The organism is Mycobacterium sp. ENV421, assembly GCF_002887815.1.
Lineage (GTDB): Bacteria > Actinomycetota > Actinomycetes > Mycobacteriales > Mycobacteriaceae > Mycobacterium.
Genome location: NZ_PDHO01000001.1, coordinates 227,500 through 251,963, shown reverse-complemented (window position 1 = coordinate 251,963; position 24,464 = coordinate 227,500). Strand labels below are relative to the sequence as shown.

Below are 24,464 nucleotides of genomic sequence, written 5' to 3'. Positions count from 1 at the left end.
TCTCGTAGCTCGATCCGCTGCCACCATGACGAAACCAGACGAGTTCGATTCCCCTTCATCGACCCGGTATTTCGTGTCCACCGTCGCCGGGTGGCGCCAAGAACAACACCGCAAGCGGGATCACGGTGACGGTCCAGTACATCGACCCGTCGACGAAGCGCAGCGGTACCTCAAGCCAGCCGCTGACTGCGATTGCCGAAACCAGCATGGCGCCGATCGCGAGATAACGGCTTCTGGGCATCGTGATGACATACCCCTGTACCAACAGCGCACCCACAGCCAGGACCGCAAACACGATTCCGCCGGTCGCAAGCAGGTGGACGAACTCGTTGTGACCTGAGTAGGCCCCGTTCATCAACGTGGACGTGTCACTTTCCACGATCCGCTCATACCATTTCCGGCCGAAACCGAAGAGGATCCCCTTCGTCGACCACTCGGTCAGCGAGCCATTCCAGATGACACCACGGCCCGTATAGGCGTCGCCATCCCATCCCGTCGGCGACAGAAGCCATCCCGACAGTGGGAGCGCACACATGACCGCGACTGCCCCACCGGCTGCCAGCCGCGCCACCGCAGATGCCGCGCGGGCCCACCCGAGTTGCGTCACAATCCAGATCACGCCCGCCAGTGACAGCATGAATCCCGTGGCCAACATCGAATTTCGAGCCGAAGACCAGGCGATGGCGAACCCGACGATGGCGAACCCGACGAACCGCCACCACCGCGGCAGCATGGCCACTGACGCCACCCCGATTGCGAGGTACACCCCCAGGCTGTTCTCGGCTGTGAACATTCCCTGCAGCAATCCCAACGAGGGGAACACCGCCTTGTCGGGGCGGTCGTACAGACTCCCATCTGCACCATGTGCCAGGCCGGCATCCGGGTCCAGGAATCCGAACGCGATCGCGATGATCGCGGTGAGCACGACGAGCACACCCAACGCGGCGAGTACCCGAGGGCGGGGACGCAACGCGGCCAGCGCCAATATCACCACGACGTAGAGGACGGTTTCGGCGTTGAGCTCGCCGCCGACGTAGAGGCCGCGGGTCATGATGTACAGCCAGGGGGCCAGCAGAACAGCGATGCGCCACAGGCCCGGACGGGTGATGTCGTTCATCCGGAACAAAATGATGAAGACGCCCAAACCTACCGCCAGCAGGTAGAACACCTTTGACACGATGTTGGCTGCGGGTGGCCAGATGGGATCCGCGCCAACGGGCACGAACACCTTCTCTGCGGTCAACGACAGCGCGATGAACGAGCCGATTGTCCGGAACCACAGGAAGGCGATGAGGAGAACGGCCGCGGCATCACACGTGATGAACAGCCGGCCTCTTCCTTGCATCGGCCCTCCGCTCGTGCTGCCCGGGCAAAGTCGCCGAGATGACGGCACACGGGTTCGTCGAGCATGTTACCGGCCAGGTGATCGAGAATGCGGTTCTGGCCCTGACCGGCAATGGAACAATCATTCTGTGGCCGACAACTATCTGATCGCGATCGCTACGTACCGCCGCCCAGCCGGACTGCAGCGACTACTCGACAGTTTGGAAGTGGCCATCTCGTCGACGAACCTGAACGTGGATATCGTCGTCGTGGACAATGACGCCGGGGAATCGGGACGTTCGGTAGCAGTCACACATCCGGCTGGCGCGACGTATGTCGTCGAGCCCGAGCCGGGAATCTCGGCCGCCCGCAACCGCGCCCTCGATCATTTCACCGATCGGTACCACGCGATCATCTTCGTCGACGACGACGAATGGGTGCAGCCGGATTGGCTGACCACCCTGACGACGTTCGCCACTCAGACACGCGCTGACGTGGCGGTGGGTCCGGTGCAGAGCGCCTTTCTTCAGCCTGCACCGGAATGGGTGCGACGTGGTGGCTTCTTTGCGGCCCGATCCCACACCACCGGTGAAAACCTGCGGCACGCGCCTTCTCACAACACCTTGTTGGTTCGCGATATGTGGGTTCGCGCCGGCTCGCCCCGCTTCGACCCGGCGTTCTCGAAGACGGGCGGTGAGGACACCGACTTCTTCTACGGGATCCGATTGGCGGGCGCGACCATGCTCTTCTGCGCCGAAGCAATCGTGCACGAAGAGGTGCCGAGTAACAGGCAGACGTTGCGTTGGGTGCGTCGCCGCGCGATTCGCGAGGGCGCCAACGAGATTCGCGTGCTACGCAAGCATCATGACGCGCTGTTCGCGGCACTGGGAAGGGCCGTCCGGAGCGCGGTGTATGGACTCGTGTTCATTCCGGTGGGGTTGGCCAGACGCCGTGGCATCCAGGCACGACCGTACTTCAGCCTGTTCTATGCGTGCGGACAGTTTGCGGGGCTGTTCAATTATCAGGTCGAGGGATACCCGTGAACCAGCTAGGAGAGCGTCCGCGCGACGAACTCCCGATGCCACACTTCCAGCGACAGCAAGGTCCAGATGCGCGACTCTTCGTCGCTGACACCTTTCGCATGGTCGCTCAGCAGTCCGGACACGATCGCACTGTCGAAGTTGTTCCCGACATAAGACGACGGTCCGGTCAGCAGGTCGAATGCCATGTCCCGCAGGCCATGCCGGAACCAACGGTCCAGCGGGACTTTGAAACCGACCTTCCGGCGATCGACGATCTCGGCAGGCAGGTAGCGATGCGCGACTTGCTTGACCACCCACTTCGTCTTGCGGTCACGGATTTTGACGCTGCTCGGTAGGTCGAACGCGAGATCTACCAGACGATGGTCGAGGAAGGGCGGGCGCGTTTCGAGTGACGCGGCCATCGACATCCGGTCGCCCCGCTCGAGCAGATTCTCGGCAAGCCAGACCAGAGTGTCGGCGTAGAGCATGCGGCGCAATGCGTCGCCACGCCCCCTGCTGTACGCGGCGGGTGCGCCGCGCAGTGACTGGCGACCGGTCATTCGGCTGCGTTCGGCCACGGTAAATGGCGCAAACCAGCCCCGCAGCCGCTCGTCGTAGGTGCTCTCGTCCATGGCGCGCATCGCGATCCGGAGACGAGCCTTGCTCGCGGGCAGTGCCTTCTCCAGGCGGCCGAGGAGCCCGAGCGAGGGAATCGCCCCGAGCCAGCGGGTTGCGCCGGCGAACGTGTACTTGGGATACCCGGCGAACAGTTCGTCGCTCCCCTCGCCGCTCAAAACGACCTTGACCTGTTCGCGCGCGAGTTGCGCCAACCGATACACCGCCACATCCGCAGGCTCGGAAAGCGGCCCGTCCCGTTGCCAACTCAGCTTCGACCAGTTGCTCATGAAGTCGTCGGCGGTGACAACGACGTTGTGGTGGGTTGTTCCGTTGAGCTCGGCCACTTTTCGGGCCCAGACCGTCTCGTCATAGCGTTCGTCGCCGAAACTCGCCCCGAACGTGTGCAGCAACTGCCCGGGATTCTCGCGGCGGGTCATGGCGGTCAACAGGCTGCTGTCGACGCCGCCCGAGAGGTAGATGCCCACCGGTACGTCAGCGACGAGGTTGTCACGGACGGACGTTCTGAGCGCCTGGTCGACGAGATCGACCGCCTCCTCAGCAGTGACCTTCCGGCCCGAAGCCCGGGCGGCCAACTCCCAATAGGCCGACACCCGGGTGGTGCCGTCACGTGCGACGACGAGGTGATGGCCGGCGGGAAGCTTTCGCACACCTCTGATGAGTGTGTGAGGCGCAGGTACCGACCGATGCGCCAGGTAGTCGTTCAGACTGTCGTCGTCCACCGAGGGCCCATTGATGACCGGCAACAGTGCCTTGATCTCAGAGCCGAAGGCGAAAAGATGGTCATCCGCGTAGTAATAGAGCGGCAGAACTCCTAGACGATCCCGAAATAGGTGAGTTTCGCCGGTAGTGGCGTCATAGATCGCATAGGCGAACTGGCCTCGCAGGCGATTCACTCCCGCCGGGCCGTATTTATCGTAGACAGCGAGCAGCGTCTCGGTATCGCCGTGCGTCTGAAACGGGTAGGACAACTCGGCGCGCAGCTCTTGATAGTTCAGAATTTCGCCGTTGAACACGAGGTGCCGCTGTCCCCCGGCGTCGACCATCGGCTGTTGGGAGCCTTGCAGGTCGATGATGGACAGCCTGGTATGCGCCAACCCGATGGGACCGTCCAGCCAAAAACCCATCGCATCCGGGCCGCGATGACGAATGGTCGCGGCCATGCGCTCCAGCGTCTCCCGATCGACGGGCTGCCCGTCAAACCGGCGGATTCCGGCTATCCCGCACACGGAAAAATCACGCGTATCGCAGGGTTGAAAGATCCGATCAGACTCGTCTTGGTCGCGGCCGCCAATTTCCCCCCTCAATACATATTCACGAAACCCACATGTGGCGGCAGATCTCGTGTGTTCGCCCTTCCGAAGTCTAGCCGCGGGATCTGGGCGCCAAGGGCTCAACGCGCGCCGCCGAATCTGCGATCATGCCGGTGCCATGGGCACCGTCGCGATATCTTGGGCACAGCTGGCGGCTCTCTCGTTCCGATCTCAACAGCGTTGAGGGAGTCATCGATGGGGGCATCGGCGAAATCGCGGAGGTAGCAACATGATCGCCGTGCGTCGCGTCGAATGCGGCATGTGTCATTAGGGGAATGAGGTAGATGGCGCCGACTTTTGCCCGCAATACCATTCTTGGCGCCCTGTCGGGCGCCGCCATCACGCTTTCCGGTTTCGTCGGCAGCGCGATCGCGGCGCGGCTGCTGGGGCCCGACGATCTCGGCGTCGTCGCGTACGTCATCTGGTGCGTCACGGTCGCTATAGCGGTCGCCACCATGGGAAGCGATGTCGTGCAGCAGCGCTTCATCCCGAACCTCCGCGCGGCAGACCGAAATGATGAGGTCGATGGCCTCATCGGGGCGATCACCCGGCTGTCGATGGTGGTCGCGCTCGTGGTCGGTGTGGTGTTGTTCCTCTGGCTTGACGGGCCTGGCAGAGGCGCGCTCCGAGGAAGTTCTGAGCAAGCGCAAATCATCGTGATCGTCGTCGCGTTGACCTGGTTCATCTGCTGGCGAATGTCCGACTTGTATCTGTTCAATCTGAGGGGCGAACAGCGATTCGACAAGCTCGCACGGGTCTCCACGCTCTCGGCATTGCTACGCGTTACGACGACCGTCGTGGGCGCCTGGCTTTTCGGTATTCCCGGCACGCTGGCAGGCAACATCGCCGGCACCATCGTGCCGGCCAGCCGAGTCTTCCCGCAGCTGCGGAAGAAGCCTCGAGTCGATCGCGGGCTCAGGCGAGAACTCGTCGGGTTCACGATGGTCAGTTGGACGATCGCCATCATCGGCAATCTCGTGTTCGGCCGAACCCAGATCATCTTCCTGGAGCACTACGCCACCCTCGCGGCTGTCGGCTTGTTCGCAGTGGCACTGACCGTGGCCGAGATAGCGGCACAGCTGCCACAGCTCCTACTCTCGGCCCTCTTGCCACGTTTCAGCGAGCAGAGCGGCCAGGGCGCCCACGACCGCATGATGAGCCTCTACAAAACCATGACGGCGCTGATGGCCATGCTGATGTTGCCACTGTGCCTGGGTCTCGCGGCGATCGCACCGGCCTTGATACCCTTCATTTTCGGTGCCGATTTCGCCGACGCCGCCCCCGTTGCGTCAATACTGCTCATCGCCCTGGCATTCAGCAGTCTGGGCGGCACCACTCTGCAGCTCATCCTGAGCCTGGGTAAGACCCGAATCCTGTTGGTATCCAATGCGGTTGGCCTGGCCGGCGTGGTTTTGCTGGGCTTTGTGTTGATACCCCACTACGGGCTGATGGGGGCGGCCTGGTCTCGTGGAATCGTCATGGTTTTGGTCATTGCTATCGAAATAGTCTGCGCAGCTGTTCAATTGGGATTCCATCCGCCCTATCGCGCATTGGGAGTGATCGCACTTGCCGCAGTGGCGCAGGGCGCGGTCGCTTATGGCGTCGTCGTAAACATCGGGGGGGCCTGGTCATTGGTGATCGCCACACCCGCCGCGGTCATCACGTACCTGGTCGCCTTGCGCTTGTTCGGTGTGATGCGACTGGTTGATCCCGAGCTCGCGAGTCGACTTCTCTCGCGAGTTCCTGCCCGCGCGAAGCCACTGGCCTCTCTCATCTTGGGGCCGTTGTCGTCGCCGCCCACAACAGAGCGCGCAGAGCGGGACTGACCATACGCGAGTGCCCGAGGTACTAGGCTTGACCCGCGAAACTGGGCCTGTTGGTGGGGGGAGAGGCTGTCGATGATCAGAGTCCTCTTGATCGGCGCAGGAGCAGTGGTCGGGGAGCATTACCGACCTCCTCTGCGTCGGCTGGAAAAGGCCAAGGCCATCGAGGTCCTGGGCGTCGTTGACCCCAACCAATCACGAGCACGCCAGATCGCGGCGAAGTTCAAACGGGCGCGGCCGTACCCGGATTGCGAGGCAGCGTTTCGGGACGCTGCGTATGACCTCGCCATCGTCGCCTCACCGCCCGGCTTCCATGCCGAGCATGCGTGTGTGGCATTCGAACACGGTTGTCACGTCCTCTGCGAGAAGCCGATGACGACGACGGTGGCCGATGCGGATCGGATGAACGCCGCGGCCACAAAAGCCGACCGGGTGCTGGGGGTGGCATACCCCCGTCGGTTCTACTCGAACTTCGCTGACGTCGCACAGCTTGTCGCGAGCGGCGAGCTCGGTGACGAGCTCGAGTTCACCTACCGCGAGGGAAATACCTACGGCTGGCAGGCGGCTACCGATGCGGCGTTCCGGCGTGAACGAGCAGGCGGCGGCGCGCTGCTGGATATCGGTGTACACATGCTGGACCTGTTGACCTGGATTTTCGGCGACCCGGTGGTCACTCGCTCGTTCGACGACAGCCTGGACAACGGCGTGGAGACGAATTCGCTTCTGGAACTGACATTTCCGCGCGCACGCGGCATCATGCAGGTCAGCTGGGAGTACCCGTTGAACAACGGGCTGTGGATACGCGGCGCATTGGGTGAGGTGAAGCTCGACGGCGGAGACCTTCGTACCTACAGCCGCAAAACGCCACACGGATGGTCACTGATCCCGAGCATGGCCTCCTGGCCCACAGACCTCACGCCAGGAGGCGGGAAGCGGGTCCGGCCCGGCAATCTCCGTCCGTGCTTTGACGCCGAACTGGTCGCCATGCTGCGGTGCATTCGCTATGGGGAAGCGTTTCCCGTGACCGGTATGCAGGCCGCAAGTGTGCAAGTCGCGATCGAGCGGGCCTACGAAAGCGCAGAAGCACTGGATTGTTCGTGGCTGCCCCAAGACGAACAGGCAGCCGCGCGAGCCAAGCACTGGAAGGCGGGCCGTCCGTGACTACGCCAATCATGCCCATCGCAATTGTCGGCGCGGCGAGCTTCGTCGGTGCCCGCCTCGTCGAACGTGCCGAACTCCTCGGGGACCTGACGATCGTTCCAATCGTCCGATCGCCGCGCAGTCAAGGGCGATTGGCGCGGTTCGGCGCGCGGCTCGCAATCGGTGACGCCGGCGATGCGGCATCTCTTGTTCCGCTTTTGCGGGGATGCGGAATGGTGGTGAACCTGACCCTGGCCGACGACCGGCGCATCCTCGGCGACGTGCAAGCCATGTACACCGCATGCCAGGAGGCGGAAGTTCCCCTGTTCGTGCACATGAGCTCGGCTGAGGTGTTCGGAAGGGCCGAAGAGCCCGAGCTGAACGACGATTCCGTCGCCGACAGCCCGCACTGGATGGAGTACGCCCACGGAAAGCGGGCGGCCGAAGCGTGGCTGCGCGCCCAGCCGGAAGGCCCTGTGAAGGTCGTGATTCTCCGGCCGGGACTGGTCTGGGGACCGGGGGCCGGCTGGTTGGTCGATCCGGCCAAGGCATTGCTCGACGGCACAGCGTATCTGTTCAACGAAGGGCGCGGGATCTGCAATCTGATCCATGTGGACAACCTGATGGAGTATCTGGTTCAACTGGCGAAGTCCCCCAACACCCGCTCCGGTGTCTTCAATATCTCTGATGCGGAGACGCACACGTGGGCTGATTTCTATCGCGCCGTCGCCCACGAAGTCGGCGCTGATCCGTCGACGATTCGGATGTTGCCCGACTCGGCATTCCGGGAGAGCCGACTTTCCGCGGTGCGGCAAAAGCTGTTCAACATCGCACCCGCGCGCGCCGTCAAACGTCGAATGACCGGCGACACCAAAGGCCGGATCAAGCAAGCGTTGCGGGATCGGTTCTCGCCGCCGATCTCCGAACCTCAACCGATTTCGCCCGAACCCGCTGTGAGCAAGCAGATTTGGTGGCTTCAGGGAACGGCAAGGAAATTGCCGTCGACGAAGTTCGCCCAGCAGTACCCCGACCTCCAGCTCAAGCCGTTTGATGAACTGATGACCGCAGCCGGAAAGTGGCTGCGTTTTGCCGGTTTCGAGAATCCGGACCGCACCTAGCCAAGCTTGCGCAACCGCGGCTCCAGATCCCTCTGGAATAAGTCGAGGAACCGGCGTTGGTCATGGCCCGGGGCGTGGAACACCAGGTGGTTGAGACCGTATTTGACGTAGTCGCCGACCTTTTCGACCGCTTCGTCGGGATCGGAAGCCACGATCCACCGCTTGGCGACCTGCTCGATGGGCAGTTCGTCGGCCGCCTTCTCCATCTCCAGCGGATCGTGGATGTTCGTCTTCTGCTCGGCCGTCAGGGACAGGGGAGCCCAGAACCGCGTATTCTCTAGCGCCAGTTCGGGATCGGTGTCATAGGAGATCTTGATTTCGATCATCCGGTCGATGTCGTCGGGGTTCTTGCCCGCTGCTTCGGCACCCTCTTTCATCGCCGGGATCAGCTTGTCCTTGTAGAGCTCTTCGCCCTTGCCGGACGTGCAGATGAACCCGTCACCCGCGCGGCCGGCGTACTTGGCCACCTGCGGGCCACCCGCGGCGATGTAGATCGGGATGCCACCATCAGGCACGTCGTAGATCGAGGCGCCCTTGGTCTTGTAGTACTCACCCTCGAAATCAACCCGATCGCCCAGCCACAGCTCACGCATCAGCCGCACCGACTCGCGCAGCCGGGCGTAACGCTCTTTGAACTCCGGCCACTCCCCCTCGTAGCCGGTGGCGATCTCGTTGAGCGACTCACCGGTGCCGACGCCGAGGAAGATGCGATCCGGGTACAGGCACCCCATCGTGGCGAACGCCTGTGCAATCACGGCGGGGTTGTACCGGAAGGTGGGGGTCAGCACCGACGTTCCGAGGACCAGCCGCTTGGTGCGCTCACCCACCGCCGTCATCCATGCCAGTGAGAAGGGGGCGTGCCCACCCTCGTGACGCCACGGCTGGAAGTGGTCGCTGACCGTCGCGCTGTCCATCCCGTGCGCCTCGGCCAGCACCGCCAGCTCGACCAACTCGCGCGGCGCGAACTGCTCCGCCGACGCCTTGTATCCCAGTTTCAGTTCAGCCACGCTCTCGTTTCTACTCCCCTTTGGTGCACAGCGAGCGGCCGAGTCCTAGTCGAGGGCGCGGGCCTACACTCGCGGCATGGCCGTGGCCCTGACCGCTATCACCGACCGCGTGCACATGGCGCAGACGCCGCTGGTCAATTGGACGGTCGTCACCGACGACGCAGGCGTGATGTTGATCGATGCCGGATTCCCCGGCAGCCGCGATGACGTCCTGACGTCGTTGCGGGAACTCGGGTTCGGCCCGACGGATGTGACGGCGATCCTGCTGACCCACGCGCACGTTGATCACCTCGGCACCGCGATCTGGTTCGCCAACACTCATGGCACCCCGGTCTACTGCCACGCCGACGAGGTCGGCCACGCCAAGCGCGAGTACCTGCAGCAGGCGTCGCCGGTCGATCTGGTTCGGCACGCCTGGCAGCCCCGCTGGGTGAAGTGGTCACTGGACATCGTGCGCAAGGGCGCGCTGATTCACGACGGCATTCCGACAGCAGGTGTGCTCACGCCGGCCGTCGCCGAGACGCTGCCCGGTCGGCCGCTGGCCGTTCCGACACCTGGCCACACCGGCGGGCATTGCTCATACGTCGTCGACAACGTTTTGGTCAGTGGCGACGCTCTGGTGACGGGGCACCCGTTGTCCCCGACCAAGGGTCCGCAGTTGCTGCACCGGGTGTTCAACCACGACGAGGCGGGTTGTGTGCGCAGCCTGTCCGCGCTGGCGTTGCTGGACATCGATGTGCTGATCCCCGGGCACGGCGCCCTGTGGCGCGGTCCGGTTCGGGACGCGGCCCGTCAGGCCACACCAACCTGACGCGCGAACGTTCCTGCCTTCACAGCGATTTCACGAAGGCGATCGGATATTGCTCGACGTCACTGGGCAGCGGCTGCTCCAGACGGGTGTAGCCGACGCTGTCGTACAACGCCTCGGCCTCGGGCTGCCGGTTGCCGGTGGTGAGGTAGATGCGGCGATAACCGCGCCGGGCGATCTCGGCTTCCAGGGCGGCGAGAAGGGCGGCGGCATGGCCCTGACGACGATGCCGGCTGTCGGTCCAGATCCGTTTGAGTTCGGCGGTGTCGTCGTCGAAGCGACAGAACGCCCCGCCGGTCACCGGCTGATCGCCGAGCAGCCCGATGAGCATGCCGCCGTCCGGCGGGTGGAACTGGTCGGCCGGATGGTCGCGCAGCCACCGCGCCACCGCCGTTTCGGCAGCCTCGTAGCGGGTGGCGTACTCGACGGCGAGCTCGGCCAGTAGCGGCGCGGCGAGCGCGTCGTCCTCGTCGACAGGGACGAAGCGCAGACCGTTCACGCGACCATTCTGCCCCTTTCGCCCAAAAGTTGACACCTGTAAAGTTTCGGTTCATGGACAACATCCGGGGCAAGACCATCGCGATCACCGGCGCCGCCCGGGGCATCGGTTTCGCGACCGCACGGGCCCTCTTGCAGCGCGGCGCGCGCGTGGTCATCGGCGACCGGGACGTGACGCTCGAGGAGTCGGCCGTCGCGCAGCTCAGCAAGCTCGGGCCGGTCTCGGGGTATCCGCTCGACGTCAGTGATCCCGAATCGTTCGCGACGTTCCTGGACAAGGCCCGCGCCGACGGCGGCGGACACATCGACGTGCTGATCAACAACGCCGGGGTCATGCCGGTCGGGCCGTTCCTCGACCACTCCGATCAAGCAGTACGCACCGCCGTGGAGGTCAACTTCTATGGCGTGCTGACCGGCTGCCGCCTGGTGCTGCCGGAGATGGTCCGGCGCCGCAGCGGTCACATCGTGAACATCGCCTCGATGGCCGGCATGCTCGCCGTGCCCGGCCAGGCCCTCTATGCCGGAACCAAATTCGCCGTGGTCGGGCTCTCCACCGGGCTGGCGGACGAGTACGCACCCCAGGGCGTTCAGATCAGTTGTGTCATGCCGACATTCACCAATACCGAACTGATCTCGGGCACCCACACCACCGCGGCCACCAAGCCGGTGCAGCCCGAGGACATCGCTGCGGCTGTGGTCAAGGCTTTGGACAATCCGACGACGTCGATCTCCGTTCCGGGTTACTCGCGCTTCCTGGCCACCGCCGTGATGTTCCTGCCGCCCCGCGGCCGGCGTTGGCTGTCCAAGAAGATGGGCACCGATCGGGTGTTCCTCGACTTCGACACGACGGCCCGCGCCGCCTACGAGAAGCGGGCGCAGAGCGCCACCGGCGTGGTGGAGGACCCGCAGCAGAGCTAGTGTCTCGGCCCGGCGGTGAACTCGTCGACCAGTAGGCGAACCCGGTCCGCGTCGTAGCCGGCACGGAGTCGGCCGGCGCGGGACAGCGCGACCAGTCCGTGCACTGCTGCCCAGAACACTTCGGTGAGCGTGTCGGCGTCCCGATCACCGGCGACCGCAGCCACCGCGCGCCGCACCTCACCGAAGGCCGCCTCGAGTTCGGGTGGGGTGTCGTCGGCGGCAAAACGCAGACCGGTCGCTCGGGTGAACATCGCGTCGTAGACCGCTGGATTGTCCCGGGCGAAGTCGAGGTAGGCGTGCGCGACCCGTTCCAGGGAAGCGCCCGCGTCAGCGGTGGTGGAATGGGCGGCCCGGATCGCCTGTGCCAGTTCGCCGAAGCCGTCGACTGCGACCGCATCAGCGATCTGATCCATTCCGGTGAAGTGCTTGTACAACACCGGCTGGCTGTACTCGATCTCCGTCGACAACCGCCGGGTGGTGACGGCATCCCAGCCCTCGGCCTCGGCGATGCTGCGCGCGGTGCTGACGATCAGCCGGCGGCGGGCAGCTCGTTCACGCTCGCGACGGTCGTCGATGGCCATATCGCACGGTAGCACGGCTAGAAAAAATAGCACCGCTATTGCGCGAGCTGGACCCAAGGGTTAGCGTTGCTAGCGGCCGGCGTCGACAGGAGCTTTCGATGGATCTGGATGTCCTCACCCGAATCGCGGCGGCAGTCGCCGTGTTGGGTACCGCGGTGGTCTACGGCACCGACATGTTCTGCGCGATCGTGCTGAGGCCGGCGCTGGCGGCGGTCGACGACGATGTGCTGGTCACGGTCACCGGCCTGACCCACAAATACGGTGACCGGCGGATGCCGGTCCCCGGCATGCTCGGTGTTCTCGCCGGCGCGGCATGCGCGGTACTGGCAGCACTCAACGGGCGCGCAGCGCAGGCGAGTTCGGCGGGCATCGCAGTGCTTCTGTTGCTGGCCTGGCTCACGATCTACACCCGGGTGAGCGCACCGATCAACCGCCAGCTGACCGCGGCCGCGATCTCCGGCGAACACCTATCGAATGGGCGTGCCCTACAAGCGAACTGGGACCGCGTCATCAACGCTCGCGCGGCTCTGCAGGGACTCGCCGTGGCCGCTCTCTGCGTGGCACTGGCCATCTGACGATGCTGCTCGACCCATTTCACTGACACCCGAAAGGTTTTCATCATGATCACGACAGTCGGCTATACACTCTCGGGTCTCATCGCCGCGGGCATCATCGTCATCGGCGCGCGGTTCATCGTCGCCCCGCGCGTCGCTTCAGCCGGATACGGCGTGCCCGCCGACCCAGACCAACACGCCATAGGCGCCTATCTGAGCGTCAAGGGCGTGCGCGACATCGCATCGGGGCTCGTCGTCATCGTCCTGCTAGTCGCCGGCGCAGCCCACCTACTGGGCTGGATGCTGGTGGCCGCCACGGTGATTCCCGTCGCCGACGCGGTCATCGTGCATCGCAACGGCGGGCCCACGTCCATCAGCCTTGGCATCCATGGCGCCACCGCCGCGGTTATGCTCGTCACCGCTGCGCTGCTGCTGTTGTCCTAGGCCTCGCCGAGTACGGGCACGGCATCACCGGGCCGGTAGGCCTCGATCGAATCGATGTGGGCGAGAAGCACTTCCGGCTCGACGGTGTAGAGAGCACCCGCGTCTTCGCCGGTGCCGACCAGCACCGCCTTGACCCCCGCCGGGAAGTCGTCGTCCTCGCCGGACGCCGTGATCCAGATCCGCGTGACCGGCTCGTACCCGTCGTCGGCCACCGCGGCGGCCGACGGCTCGAAGAACCAGCTGATCAGAGTATCGGTGGAGAAGTCGGCGTCGAACGTCCAGCCCCGCGATGTCAGCCACTCGTCGAATGTCTCGACCGCCTGGGCCAATTCGACGTCGACGTCGTCCAAAGCCCCCTTCACGTCACCGGGCAACCAGCGTTCGTCACGGCTCGCCTGACGCTTCTTGCGGCGGGCCTTCTTGGCGTCGGATTTACGGGACACCGCTAGCCCAGCGCGCGATCCAGGTCGGCGATCAGATCCTCGGTGCCTTCCAGCCCCACCGAGATCCGCACCACCCCGTCACCGAGCCCGATCGAGGCACGACCCTCCGGCCCCATCGCTCGGTGCGTGGTGGTCGCCGGATGAGTGATCAGCGTCTTGGCATCGCCGAGGTTGTTCGAGATGTCGATGACCTGAAGCTTGTCGAGCACCTCGAAGGCGCGGGCCTTGCCGCCGTCCAGTTCGAACGTCACCACCGTGCCGCCGCCGCGCATCTGCCGCTTCGCCAGGTCGAATTGCGGATGGGATTCCAGGAAGGGGTATTTCACCCAGTTGACGCCCTGTTGGGCTTCCAGGAATTCGGCGACGCGTTGCGCGGAGCGATTCGAGTAGTCCACCCGCACCGCCATGGTTTCCAGGCCCTTCAGCAGCACCCAGGCGTTGAACGCGGACAGCGCGGGGCCGGTGTGGCGCATCAACTTCTGCACCGGACCGTCGATATAGTCCTTGTCACCGAGGATCGCACCGCCGAGCACCCGGCCCTGACCGTCGATGTGCTTGGTGCCCGAATACACCACCACGTCCACGCCCAGCGGGATGCCCTGCTGCAGCAGCGGGGTGGCAAACACGTTGTCCAGCACAACCTTTGCCCCCGCAGCGTGCGCCATCTCGGAGACCGCCGCGATGTCGACCAGCGACTGCATCGGATTGGAGGGGGTTTCGAAGAAGACGGCCTGCGTCGGCACCGATAGGGCCTCTTCCCATTGCGACAGGTCGTCGCCGTCGACGAAGACGGTCTCCACACCCCAGCGCGGCAGAATCTCGTTGCACACCACGAAGCAGGAGCCGAACAGGCTGCGCGCGGCCACCAATCGATCGCCGGCACCCAGTAGCGCGCCCAGCGAGGTGAACACCGCGGCCATCCCCGATGCGGTGGCGAATGCCGCAGGCGCACCTTCGATCAGCCGCAGGCGTTCCTCGAACATCGAGATCGTCGGGTTGCCGTAGCGGGAGTAGACGTACCGGTCGATCTCGCCGGTGAACGCCTTCTCAGCCTCGGCGGCTGAGGAGTACACATACCCCGAGGTGAGGTACAGCCCCTCGGCAGTCTCCTCGAACCCCGAGCGCAGCAGACCGCCGCGAACCCCGATGGTCGCCTGGCTGACCCCATCGGGCAGCGGCGCGGGAATCCGGACCGAGGGCACCGGATCAGTCGACTCGGTCATGACTGCTTCCAGGGCAGACCCAGGGCGCGCCAGCCGGTGCTGCCGCGGTGGCCGTCAGCATCCAGCTGGCCCTCGAACCCGTCAAGCATGTTGTAGGAGGGCGCGATTCCCGCGGCGGTCGCCGTCTCGGCTGCGGGGATGGAGCGATTCCCGGAGCGACAGATGAACACCACCGGGCGCTCGCCGGCCGTCACGCCGGCAGCGTTCAATTCGGCGACGAAGTCCTCGTTGCGCTGACCGTTGCTGCGGTTCCACTCCACAAACACCACATTGCGGCCCAGGCTGGACAGATCGGGCACACCGACCCAGCGCCATTCGGCGTCGGTACGGCAATCCACCAGCACCGCCTCGGGGTTCTCGCTGAGCAGCTTCCAGCTCTGCTCAGGGGTGATATCTCCTGCGTAACTCACCCGTCCGATCCTTCCACACCGTTCGAGACGGCCCTCAGACCGGACCGGGCGAGCAGACGGTCCACTCCCCGTTTTCCCGGACGAAGGTCATCGGGGTCTTGAGCTTGGTGTCCGCCGTTTTCTCGAAGTGGTAGACGACGGTGGCGGTGGCCCTGTCACCGTCGATCTTCACGTCGGTGACATCGTCGACGTACCGAGCGCCGCGTGCGGCCTTCGACTTCTTTTGGCCGCCAAGAACATCCGCCTCGGCGCCCTGCTGCGCGGCGCAGGTGTACTTGCGAAAGTCCGGGTAGTTGTCGCGCTGCAGCGCGTCGTTCTGCCCGACCGCGGCGCGGCCGACCAGCACGTCCTCACTCATCGGCTTCTTGTCGTCGACCAGCCAGGCGATCCCCACCGCGGCGAGGATCAGTACCGCGACACCCAGCGCGATCAGGATGGGCATCGGGCTGGCGCCGTCGTCCTCGGGTTCGGTCACGGCTGCCACACGCGGTGCAAGGCGGTCGACACCTGGCGAACCCTATCGCGGGCGGCGGTGACATCGGATGCGGTGGCCAAGGCGACTCCCAACCGCAATCGCGCGGCACCCTCGTGCCGGCCCAGCAGGCGCACATCGCTCTCGGGCACGGCCATGGCCTCGGCCAGCACCACCGGGTTGATGTCGGTGCGACCTGCGGTCTCCTCGGCACCGCCGTAGGTGACCTCCGCGGCGCCCGGCGAGATCATGATGGTGTCCACCGGCAGCCCCAGAACCGCTCGGGCATGCAGCTCGAACTCCGACAACCGCTGAGTGCGCAGTGTGACCAGCCCGCTGTCGTAGGGACGCACGCTGACGTCGGAGAAATACACTTCGTCCCCGCGCACCAGCAGCTCCACCCCGAACACGCCGCGGCCGCCGAGCGCCCGCACGATCCGTGCGGCCACCGACTTCGCCGCCCCGAGCGCCGCCAGCGTCATCTGCTGGGGCTGCCAGGACTCCAGCACACCGCCGTCGACCTGGCGATGTCCGATCGGTTCGCAGAAATGCAGGGCCGGGCCGGCAGGCCCGTCGGTCCGCACGGTGAGCAAGGTGACGGCGTAGTCGATCTCGACGACGGTCTCGGCCAGCACCCGGTTGTGCGGGACCCGGCCACCCGCTGCGACGGCCCGCTGCCACGCGGGCTCGACGTCGTCGGGGCGCAGCAGCACTGACTGGCCCTGACCCGGCACCCCGATCACCGGCTTGACCACCAGCGGGAAGCCGGCATGGTCGGCGACGGCGGTCAGCTCCGCGACCGACCCGGCGAACCAGAACGGCGCGGTCGGCAAGCCCAACTCGTCGGCGGCGAGCCGGCGCATGCCCTCGCGGTCCAGGCTCAGCTGGGTGGCATACACACCGGGCACCACCTGCGTGGCGCCACTGTCGGCGGCCGCCCGGAGCGCGTCGATGGCCACGGCATTGGTGTCGACGACGACGTACTCCGGTTCGACCCGGGCGATGGCGGCGGTCAGCTCGTCGGGATCGGTGATCTTGACGACCAGCGCGTCGTCGGCGACGTCGTGCGCCGGCGCGTCGGCGTAGCGGTCGACGGCGACCACCTCGGCTCCGAGTCGCTGGAACGCCAGCACCAACTCCCGACTCAGCTCACCCGATCCGACCAGCATCACACGCATGATGCCCAAGGATAGGTGGGTTCATCCCCGTGCAGGCCAGTGCCAGGACGGCTCGTCCAGTAGGCCCTGGCCGACGATCGCGGTCTGGCCCTCCTGTTTGGTGAGCTCGATCGCGTTCACGTCGCGCTGACGCCTGCGTAGTGCCTCCACCAACGGGGCGGAGTGGGTGACGACCACGAGCTGCGATCGTTCCGAGGACCGCGCGATGAGTGCGGCCAGCGCGGGCAACAGGTCGGGGTGCAGGCTGGACTCCGGTTCGTTGAGCACGGTCAGCTCGGCCGGTCGCGGCGTCAGCAGCGCGGCAGCCCACAGCAGGTAGCGCAGCGTGCCGTCGGACAACTCGGCCGCGGTGAGGGCACGCAGCATGCCGGGCTGGCGCAGCGTCACCTCGAACCGGCCTTCGGTGCGGATCTGCACCCTGCTGCCGGGGAACGCGTTATCCACAGCCTCGGCCAGCGCGCCTGCGTCACCGATCTCGGCGATGGTCTGCAGTGCCGCGGCAAGGTCTGCCCCGTCATGGCTCAAAACCATTGTGCGGGTGCCGATCTGGGGCTGACGCGCGGGTGCGTCAGTGTCGGTGCGGACGTGGTCGTAGAACCGCCACGAGCGAACCCGCTCGCGCAATGCCAGCAGTTCGGGCGCCGCCTGCGGGTCGGCGACTTCACTGAGCATGCTGTCGAACGGCCGCAGTGTGGCAGCGGGGTGCCAGCTGTCGTCGGCATCGCGGAGCAGAACGGTGCGCACCGATCGCTGCGCCAGCAGTGCTGAGGGCCGCAGTGTCGCACCGACCCAGACGGCTTCCGACTTGATCTCGGGGTCGAGGTTGAACGCTGTTTCGGTCTCTTGGGGCAGGCCGAAGTCCACGGCGTAACCGAAGTCCTCGCCGGCGAAGCCGAGCTTCAGGCTCACTGGGCCCGTCTTGCCGGGACCGGCCCACATCGTCGAGCTCAGCCCGCCCTCCCGGGCCAGCGCACTGACCGCGCCGTTGCGCGCAGAGTCGGCCAGCAGCCGCAGCGCGCGGTACAGGCTGGACTTCCCGGCGCCATTCGCGCCGGTGACGACATTGAGCCCGCGCAGCGGCACGACCAACCGGCGCAGCGACCGGTAGTTCTCCACGGCGACGGTGTCGAGCACGCCCCCACCTAACCAGGCGGGGACGACAACCGGCTTGGGCAGGAGCGCAGCGACCCGGGAAAGTGGCCTGCGTCAGACCGCGATCGCGACAGGCGTCGGCACGGTGGCCGTCGGCGGCGCCGGCGGCAACGGCTGAACACCGGGCACCGGCGTGTACGGCCACAGGTCCGGCGGGATGATCTGGTTGCCGGTCACCCCGGTCAACCGGGCGATGATCTGCGCCGGAATGTTGACCAGCTGGTAGAGCACCGCACCAACGAATTGGATCGGCAGCTTGAACGGTCCGGTCATGTCGGCGGTGAGTCCGTTGAAGAGCGAGTACACGAAATAGGGAACGAATCCCGCGACGGTCCGCAGGTCCAGGGCGATGTTGGTCGCCACGTCGGGATAGCCGTACATAGCGATCGCGTCGGTCAGCGCCTGGTTGATCCCGTCGAAGCCGGGGACCAGGGGCTTGTAATCACTTCCGGAAAGGTCCATCAGAGGGGAACCGGCCGAATACGACGGCGGCGTCAGTCCGAACAGTGCATCCACGGTGGGGGTGATGTCGATGTTCGAATAGGTGTTGTTGATCGCCCCCGCGGTGAAGCCGGCGCCGTTTGCGATCACGAACGTGGTTGTTTCCCATGGCGTTTGGAAGCCGTGTGCCCGCATGTCCGAGCCGAGCCGGATCGTCGGCCACGGCACCTGGCCGTGGTCGGTGGTCACCAGCACGGTCCACTTCTCATCAGGATGCTCAGAGTTCCAGTCGGTGACCGCTTGCATGATCTCGCCGACGTTGTCGTCGACGTTCTTCAGTGCATCCTTGTATTGCTGCGACCCGGCGTCGTACTCGTGCCCGGTGTTGTCGACACCGACGAAGTACGTGAAGTTGAAGCTCGAGACGCCCGCGGTGGTGCCGTTGATCGCGTCGACGGACGCCTGGCCCACCAGGTCGTCGGTGTCCAGCCAGCTGTTGTTGTACTTCGGGAAGAACTTGATCACGTCGGCGGGAATCGAACCGGCCCCGGCGATCTGGGCGATGTTCTCCCAGTCCGCGATCGCGGTGGTCTGGATCGTGGGGTCGGCGGCCTCGAGCTGATTGAAGACCGTCGGCCACTTGTCGTAGGTCCACGGCGTGAAGACATTGTTGAACAGACCCGCCTTCTCACTCCACACGCCGGTCAAGATGCTCGTCCACGACGGGTTGGAGATCGTGGTGTGCCCGACCATGGTCGACGCTGCGGTGGTGCCGGTGGTCATCAGGGCCTGCAGGTTGACGTTGTCGGGGTTGGACAGGATGGCGCTGAGATTCGTTCCGTCGATCCCGATCACCAGCACGTGGGTGGGTGTACCGGCAGCCAGCGTGCTCACCGATCCGCCGTTGCTCGCCGCGGTCGCGGACGCGGTTGCCGTCATCACCAGGCCGCGACGGCTGCGGCCGACCGCGGGCGACACCGTCGACGAGGCCCCGCCGCCGCCGGAGACCACCGGCGTGATGCCCAGAGTGGACAGGGCCACCGAAAGAGCCTCTGCCGCTGGGCTCGCCGACTTGCGAACCCCCGCTGCGGGCTTACGAACCGCCGACGACTTCACGGGTTGACTCACCGCACCCGCGGTAGCCGAACGATGGCGGGCCTTCGGCCCCGCGCTGGGTGTGCTTGCCTTCGACGAGCCGGCCGACGGGCCCGCCGAGGAATCCGGCGAATCGGCGTAGGCGACCGCGGTCGCGACCGTTGACCCCAGACCGAAGATTCCTGCCGCCGCGACGCCGACGCAGAGTTGTTTGGTTCGCTTCATCGCGCAATCACTCGATTCCCCAAGACCCGTTAGACGCCAATAGCTTTGCCTACTTCACCATGGGCCGCAGCAAAGTCGGCAAAAATGACGCGGCCGCCAGGTGGACCGGCTATGAATTCAGATCTGCGCGGAAGTCCGACATCGCCGCCAGTACCGCGGTGAACACTCGATGGGCCGCTTCGAGATCAGAGTCGGGTATCTCGTCCAGGGCGCGGTGGGTGTGGGTGGCCAGCGGCGTGAAGAACGCCCGGCCCACCTCGATGCCGTGGTCGGCGTAGCGAAGAAGCACCTTGCGCCGGTCCGTCGGGTCGGAGTCGCGCCGAAGGTGCCCGGACTCGATCATCCGCTCGACCAGGTAGGTGATCGCCGCACCCGAGAGTCCCATCCGGGCGCGCAACTCCCCCGCGGTCAGTGGCGTGCCGGCGTTCTCGGCCACCATCACATGCACCAATGCGCGGAAATCGTTGGCGGACAACTGGTGGGTACCGGCGAATGCCCGGCCGATCTGATCCGATTCGGCCGACAGCGCCTGGACGTCGGCGACCACGGCGGCCTCCAGGGCGGGCCGGCCGGAGGGATCCATGCCACCAGAGTATCTGTTAAGTAGATGAAATGTTAAGAAAATGAAGCTATGTTGGTGTCATGCACCGAGGACTCGAGGGCCGGCGACCCGTCTGGGACCGCGTCGGCGAGCTTGTCAGCAAGCGATTTTCCTGGCTGTTGGCGCTGATCATCGCGGTGATCGGCGGCGGACTGATGGGCGTCCTCGGGCAAGGCTCGTCGGCCGATCAGTCACCGGTGGCACTTCCTCCCAGCGCGGAATCCGCGAAGGCCGCTGCCTTGCTCAAGGAGTTCCCCGGGGGTGGGGCGGCGCCGGTGATCCTCGTCGTCACGCGCACCGACGGCGAGGCGCTCACCCCTGCCGACCTGGCCGCCGCTGACGCGGCCCGCGGACGGATGGTCGCCGCAACCGGCACGGGCGGTCCCCCGATTCCGGTCACCGCATCCGAGGACGGCAAGGCCGCCCTCGCGCCGGTGCCGATTGACTCCACGCTGTCCGGCTTCGCGCTCAACGACGAAGTCAAATCGCTGCGAGAGGCGGCCAAGTCGGGGCTGCCCGGCGACCTGACGACCAACGTCACCGGCGGACCGGCATTCGGCGCCGACATCGCGAATGCGTTCTCCGGCGCGAACATCACCCTGCTGGCCGTCACCGGTGCGGTGGTCGCGCTGCTGCTGATCATCACCTACCGATCGCCGGTGCTGTGGCTGGTGCCTCTTCTCGTCATCGCGTTCGCCGACCGGGTGGCCGCGGTGCTGGGGTCGGCGATCGCCGAAGGCACCGGGATGACCGCCGACGGGTCGACCTCGGGCATCACCAGCGTGTTGGTGTTCGGTGCCGGGACGAACTATGCGCTGCTGTTGATTTCGCGCTATCGGGAGGAATTGCGTTCGACAGAAGACCATCGAGCGGCGCTGCGCACCGCGGTCCGGTTCGCCGGCCCCGCGATCGCAGCCAGCAATGCCACGGTGGTGCTGGCCCTGCTGACCCTGTTGTTCGCGTCGTCACCGAGCACCCGCAGCCTCGGAGTGCAGGCCGCCTCCGGTCTGGTGGTCGCAGCCGTGTTCGTGCTGCTGATGCTGCCGCCGCTGCTGGCACTGTGCGGCCCGAAGCTGTTCTGGCCGTTCATCCCTCGCACCGGCGGCGAACAGATCACCGCCACCGGCGCCTGGCACCGGGTCGCGGACTGGGTGTCCAACCATGCCGGTCGGGTCACCGTCGCCTCCACGGCTGTGCTGATCGTGCTGGCGACCGGCTTGCTGGCCACCCCGGTGGGCCTCAACCAGATCGACCAGTTCCGGGTCAGCGCCGACTCGGTGGCCGGATACCGGACACTGTCGGCGCACTTCCCCAGCGGCTTGACCGACCCGACGCGGGTCATAGGTCGCAGCGACGCGGGCGCCGCGCTCGAGGAGGCCATCCGGAGCACACCGGGCGTCATCTCGGTCAATCCGGCGGGCAACTCAGCCAGCGGCCTCAGTCAATGGCAGGTCGTGCTCGCGGCCGAGCCTGCCTCCGATGCATCATTCGATACCATTGCTGCCCTTCGTAATTCAGTCCACCGAGCTGATCCCGGGGCGCTGGTGGGTGGATCGGATGCGCAGGCATTGGACGCCAAGAACGCGGCGGTCCACGACCGGTGGGTGGTGATCCCGGCGATCCTGATCGTCGTTCTCGCGGTGCTGTACATCCTGCTGCGAGCGGCACTGGCGCCGCTGATTCTGGTCGCCGCCACCGTGCTGTCCACCATGGCCGCGCTCGGTCTGGGCGGCTGGGTCAGCGTGCACCTGCTCGGCTTTCCCGCGCTGGACAACACCACCCCCCTGTTCGCGTTCCTGTTCCTGGTCGCCCTCGGCGTGGACTACACGATCTTCCTGGTCACCCGTGCCCGCGAGGAAACCCCGCAGCACGGCACCCGCGGTGGGATCGTGCGGGCGGTCTCGGCGACGGGCGCGGTCATCACCAGCGCCGGCATCGTGCTGGCGGCGGTGTTCACCGTGCTGGGCGTGCTGCCGCTGATCGTGCTCACGCAGCTGGGGATCATCGTCGGCCTTGGCATCCTGCTGGACACCTTCGTGGTTCGTACGGTGGTGATCCCGGCGCTGTTCACCCTGATCGGCCCGGCGATCTGGTGGCCGGCGTTCTCTCGCGCGGAGATCGAACCCGCCGAACGCGCGTAACGTCGTGGCATGACATCTGCCGCCGCACTGCCACCACTGCATATGCGGCGCAACGGGTTCGATCCCACCCCGGAATTGCGCGATATCCGTGACGGCAGCGGAGTGGTCACCGCCGTCAACGCGTTCGGAATGCAGGTGTACCTGATCACCCGCTATGACGACGTCCGGGCGGTGCTGTCCGATCACGAGCACTTCGCCAACGGACGGCCGCCCGGCTTCGTGTTGCCCGGTGCACCGCAGCTGCCAGAGGATGAGCAGGCCAACGCCCGCGCCGGCAACCTGCTCGGCCTCGACCCACCCGAGCACACCCGGCTGCGTCGGATGCTGACCGGCGAGTTCACCGTGCGCCGGATGAAAGCGCTCGAACCGCGCATCGTCGAGATCGTCGAATCACGACTGGATGCGCTCGAGACTGCCGGTGCGCCAGCCGATCTGGTGGCCGAGTTCGCGCTGCCGATCCCGTCGCTGGTCATCTGCGAGCTGCTCGGCGTGCCGTATGGCAACCGGGACGATTTCCAGCGGCGCAGCGCCCGTCAGCTTGACTTGTCCCTTCCGATTCCCGAACGCCTGGAGTTGGCGCGCCAAGGCCGCGAGTACATGGGCACGCTGGTGGCCGCGGCCCGGCGCACACCCCGCGACGACATGCTCGGCATGCTGGTGCGCGACCACGGCGCCGAGCTCAGCGACAACGAGCTGATCGGCATCGCCGGCCTGCTGCTGCTCGCCGGCCACGAGACCACGTCGAACATGCTGGGATTGGGCACCCTGGCGCTGTTGCGCCACCCCGATCAGCTCGCCGCCGTCCGGGACAATCCGGATGCGGTCGCCCCCGCCGTCGAGGAGCTGCTGCGCTGGCTGTCGATCGTGCACAGCAGTATCCCCCGCCTGGCCACCACTGACACCGAGGTCGCCGGCGTTGCGATCCCGGCCGGCAGCCTGGTGCTGGCGTCATTGGCGTCCGGCAACCGGGACGCAGCCTTCGTCGACGATCCAGACGTATTGGACATCAGACGAGACATCGTGAGCCACTTGGCATTCGGTCATGGGGTGCACCATTGTCTCGGCGCGCCGCTGGCTCGGATGGAGATGCGCATCGCGTTCCCGGCGCTGCTGCGCCGCTTCCCGGCACTGGCATGCGCCGAGCCGTTCGACGACGTCGAGTTCAGGCCGTTCCACTTCATCTACGGATTGCGGTCGTTGGCAGTCGCCTGGTGATCCTCGAATACGCCCGCGCGGGCGAGCAACAGAAGACTCACCACCAGCACCCAGATCGGGAAGCTCAAGGTGAGCCACATGCTGACATCACTGGCGATCAACAACGCCGCCGCGAGCAGATAGCTGACATACACCAGCCACCGCGGCATCAGGCGGGTGCGCAACCAGATCGTCGCCAGCGAGATCATGAACACCGCGGCCATCCGCAGCGCATAGGTCTTCGACAGGGTCAGCACCACCATCTGCCCGAACAGCGCCACCTCGCTGTTGCCGAGCAGATCGTGGCCGAGCGCACTGTTGCCCGCCGCCAGACCCGCTCCGATCGCGCTCGTCACGAACATCATGGCCAGGAACAGCAGTCCGCTGCCGAGGAACACCGTGCCGAAGAACCGGTCTTCGAGCCGGCCAAGGCCGTCGCGCACGACGCCGATGAACCACAGGAAGCTGATCCCCGCGAATGGCATCAGAACCGCAGCGATCTTCATCTTGCCGCTGGCGGCGTCCAGCCACTGCGACCCGGGCTGCGCCCCCTCGGGTAGCGACGAGCGGATCAGGATCAGGTTGGCGCCGAACAACAACGCGAACGCGACCCCGGCCGCCGCGGCAGCCCGCGGCGTGGTCAGGCTTTTCAGGGTTGACGAGCGCTTGGTGTCAATGTTGGAGCCGGCCACACGATTATCGTG

The 24,464-nt window shown here is 65.9% G+C and carries 24 protein-coding genes; 10 read left to right on the top strand and 14 right to left on the bottom strand.

The features are described 5' to 3' along the window. Positions 1-55 precede the first annotated feature (55 nt). The gene (locus CRM90_RS01125; protein ID WP_158248973.1) at positions 56-1,345 is read right to left on the bottom strand and encodes an O-antigen ligase family protein; all 1,290 of its coding nucleotides are present in this window, start codon (positions 1,343-1,345) and stop codon (positions 56-58) included. 127 nt (positions 1,346-1,472) lie between these two features. Between CRM90_RS01125 and CRM90_RS01120 the strand changes: the two genes are divergently transcribed. Further along, complete coding sequence (locus CRM90_RS01120; protein WP_158248972.1) at positions 1,473-2,366, top strand: glycosyltransferase family 2 protein; 894 nt, start codon at positions 1,473-1,475, stop codon at positions 2,364-2,366. 5 nt (positions 2,367-2,371) lie between these two features. Here the strand turns inward: CRM90_RS01120 and asnB are convergent, their stop codons facing one another. Next, the gene (gene asnB / locus CRM90_RS01115; RefSeq protein ID WP_233209104.1) at positions 2,372-4,210 is read right to left on the bottom strand and encodes an asparagine synthase (glutamine-hydrolyzing); all 1,839 of its coding nucleotides are present in this window, start codon (positions 4,208-4,210) and stop codon (positions 2,372-2,374) included. Between the two features lie 368 nt (positions 4,211-4,578). Here asnB and CRM90_RS01110 point away from each other — a divergent pair, with 368 nt between their 5' ends. The 3 genes from CRM90_RS01110 (at position 4,579) to CRM90_RS01100 (ending at position 8,375) form a co-directional block, all read left to right on the top strand. Further along, positions 4,579-6,120, top strand: coding sequence for a lipopolysaccharide biosynthesis protein (locus tag CRM90_RS01110; RefSeq protein WP_102805168.1), 1,542 nt, complete (start codon positions 4,579-4,581; stop codon positions 6,118-6,120). Between the two features lie 72 nt (positions 6,121-6,192). Continuing rightward, entirely contained in the window at positions 6,193-7,278 is a 1,086-nt protein-coding gene (locus tag CRM90_RS01105) for a Gfo/Idh/MocA family protein (protein ID WP_102805167.1), read from the top strand. Then, positions 7,215-8,375 carry an NAD-dependent epimerase/dehydratase family protein gene (locus CRM90_RS01100; protein ID WP_233209126.1) on the top strand — a complete coding sequence of 387 codons (1,161 nt, stop codon included), beginning with the start codon at positions 7,215-7,217 and terminating at the stop codon, positions 8,373-8,375. Before CRM90_RS01105 ends, CRM90_RS01100 begins: the two co-directional genes overlap by 64 nt. Here the strand turns inward: CRM90_RS01100 and fgd are convergent. Further along, on the bottom strand, positions 8,372-9,382 hold the full coding sequence (gene fgd, locus CRM90_RS01095; protein ID WP_102805165.1) for a glucose-6-phosphate dehydrogenase (coenzyme-F420): 1,011 nt from the start codon (positions 9,380-9,382) through the stop codon (positions 8,372-8,374). The two genes, CRM90_RS01100 and fgd, sit on opposite strands and share 4 nt — an antisense overlap. Positions 9,383-9,458: 76 nt before the next feature. Between fgd and CRM90_RS01090 the strand changes: the two genes are divergently transcribed. Further along, positions 9,459-10,193, top strand: coding sequence for an MBL fold metallo-hydrolase (locus tag CRM90_RS01090; protein ID WP_102805164.1), 735 nt, complete (start codon positions 9,459-9,461; stop codon positions 10,191-10,193). A gap of 19 nt (positions 10,194-10,212) precedes the next feature. On the opposite strand, the gene CRM90_RS01085 is transcribed toward CRM90_RS01090, so the two are convergent. Beyond that, entirely contained in the window at positions 10,213-10,689 is a 477-nt protein-coding gene (locus CRM90_RS01085) for a GNAT family N-acetyltransferase (protein WP_102805163.1), read from the bottom strand. Positions 10,690-10,742: 53 nt separating this feature from the next. Here CRM90_RS01085 and CRM90_RS01080 point away from each other — a divergent pair, with 53 nt between their 5' ends. Continuing rightward, positions 10,743-11,606, top strand: coding sequence for an SDR family oxidoreductase (locus CRM90_RS01080; protein ID WP_102805162.1), 864 nt, complete (start codon positions 10,743-10,745; stop codon positions 11,604-11,606). On the opposite strand, the gene CRM90_RS01075 is transcribed toward CRM90_RS01080, so the two are convergent. After that, on the bottom strand, positions 11,603-12,187 hold the full coding sequence (locus CRM90_RS01075; protein WP_102805161.1) for a TetR-like C-terminal domain-containing protein: 585 nt from the start codon (positions 12,185-12,187) through the stop codon (positions 11,603-11,605). The two genes, CRM90_RS01080 and CRM90_RS01075, sit on opposite strands and share 4 nt — an antisense overlap. Positions 12,188-12,285: 98 nt before the next feature. Here CRM90_RS01075 and CRM90_RS01070 point away from each other — a divergent pair, with 98 nt between their 5' ends. Continuing rightward, positions 12,286-12,762 (top strand): DUF1772 domain-containing protein, encoded by a 477-nt coding sequence (locus CRM90_RS01070; RefSeq protein WP_102805160.1) that lies wholly within the window; start codon positions 12,286-12,288, stop codon positions 12,760-12,762. 45 nt (positions 12,763-12,807) lie between these two features. Further along, complete coding sequence (locus tag CRM90_RS01065) at positions 12,808-13,185, top strand: DUF4267 domain-containing protein (RefSeq protein ID WP_102805159.1); 378 nt, start codon at positions 12,808-12,810, stop codon at positions 13,183-13,185. On the opposite strand, the gene CRM90_RS01060 is transcribed toward CRM90_RS01065, so the two are convergent. The 8 genes from CRM90_RS01060 to CRM90_RS01025 all read right to left on the bottom strand — a co-directional run bounded on the left by CRM90_RS01060 (position 13,182) and on the right by CRM90_RS01025 (position 20,407). After that, positions 13,182-13,628 carry a hypothetical protein gene (locus tag CRM90_RS01060; protein WP_102805158.1) on the bottom strand — a complete coding sequence of 149 codons (447 nt, stop codon included), beginning with the start codon at positions 13,626-13,628 and terminating at the stop codon, positions 13,182-13,184. The genes CRM90_RS01065 and CRM90_RS01060 overlap by 4 nt on opposite strands. A gap of 2 nt (positions 13,629-13,630) precedes the next feature. Then, positions 13,631-14,851: an O-succinylhomoserine sulfhydrylase gene (locus tag CRM90_RS01055; RefSeq protein ID WP_102805157.1), complete on the bottom strand. Its 1,221-nt coding sequence runs from the start codon at positions 14,849-14,851 to the stop codon at positions 13,631-13,633. Further along, the gene (locus tag CRM90_RS01050; RefSeq protein WP_102805156.1) at positions 14,848-15,261 is read right to left on the bottom strand and encodes a rhodanese-like domain-containing protein; all 414 of its coding nucleotides are present in this window, start codon (positions 15,259-15,261) and stop codon (positions 14,848-14,850) included. Before CRM90_RS01050 ends, CRM90_RS01055 begins: the two co-directional genes overlap by 4 nt. 34 nt (positions 15,262-15,295) lie before the next feature. Further along, positions 15,296-15,736: an Rv0361 family membrane protein gene (locus CRM90_RS01045; protein WP_102805373.1), complete on the bottom strand. Its 441-nt coding sequence runs from the start codon at positions 15,734-15,736 to the stop codon at positions 15,296-15,298. Then, the gene (gene purT, locus CRM90_RS01040; protein WP_102805155.1) at positions 15,733-16,911 is read right to left on the bottom strand and encodes a formate-dependent phosphoribosylglycinamide formyltransferase; all 1,179 of its coding nucleotides are present in this window, start codon (positions 16,909-16,911) and stop codon (positions 15,733-15,735) included. Before purT ends, CRM90_RS01045 begins: the two co-directional genes overlap by 4 nt. 21 nt (positions 16,912-16,932) lie before the next feature. Continuing rightward, positions 16,933-18,045, bottom strand: a complete 1,113-nt coding sequence (locus CRM90_RS01035) for an AAA family ATPase (protein ID WP_102805154.1) — start codon at positions 18,043-18,045, stop codon at positions 16,933-16,935. A gap of 72 nt (positions 18,046-18,117) precedes the next feature. Then, entirely contained in the window at positions 18,118-19,824 is a 1,707-nt protein-coding gene (locus CRM90_RS01030; RefSeq protein ID WP_102805153.1) for an alkaline phosphatase family protein, read from the bottom strand. A gap of 109 nt (positions 19,825-19,933) precedes the next feature. Beyond that, positions 19,934-20,407, bottom strand: coding sequence for a MarR family winged helix-turn-helix transcriptional regulator (locus CRM90_RS01025; RefSeq protein ID WP_102805152.1), 474 nt, complete (start codon positions 20,405-20,407; stop codon positions 19,934-19,936). Between the two features lie 59 nt (positions 20,408-20,466). On the opposite strand from CRM90_RS01025, the gene CRM90_RS01020 reads away from it, so the two are divergent. Both CRM90_RS01020 and CRM90_RS01015 read left to right on the top strand, forming a co-directional pair. Further along, complete coding sequence (locus tag CRM90_RS01020) at positions 20,467-22,566, top strand: MMPL family transporter (RefSeq protein WP_102805151.1); 2,100 nt, start codon at positions 20,467-20,469, stop codon at positions 22,564-22,566. A 9-nt stretch (positions 22,567-22,575) separates the two neighbouring features. Further along, the gene (locus tag CRM90_RS01015; protein WP_102805150.1) at positions 22,576-23,781 is read left to right on the top strand and encodes a cytochrome P450; all 1,206 of its coding nucleotides are present in this window, start codon (positions 22,576-22,578) and stop codon (positions 23,779-23,781) included. Here the strand turns inward: CRM90_RS01015 and CRM90_RS01010 are convergent. Beyond that, positions 23,748-24,452, bottom strand: coding sequence for a hypothetical protein (locus CRM90_RS01010; RefSeq protein WP_233209103.1), 705 nt, complete (start codon positions 24,450-24,452; stop codon positions 23,748-23,750). The genes CRM90_RS01015 and CRM90_RS01010 overlap by 34 nt on opposite strands. Positions 24,453-24,464 lie beyond the last annotated feature (12 nt).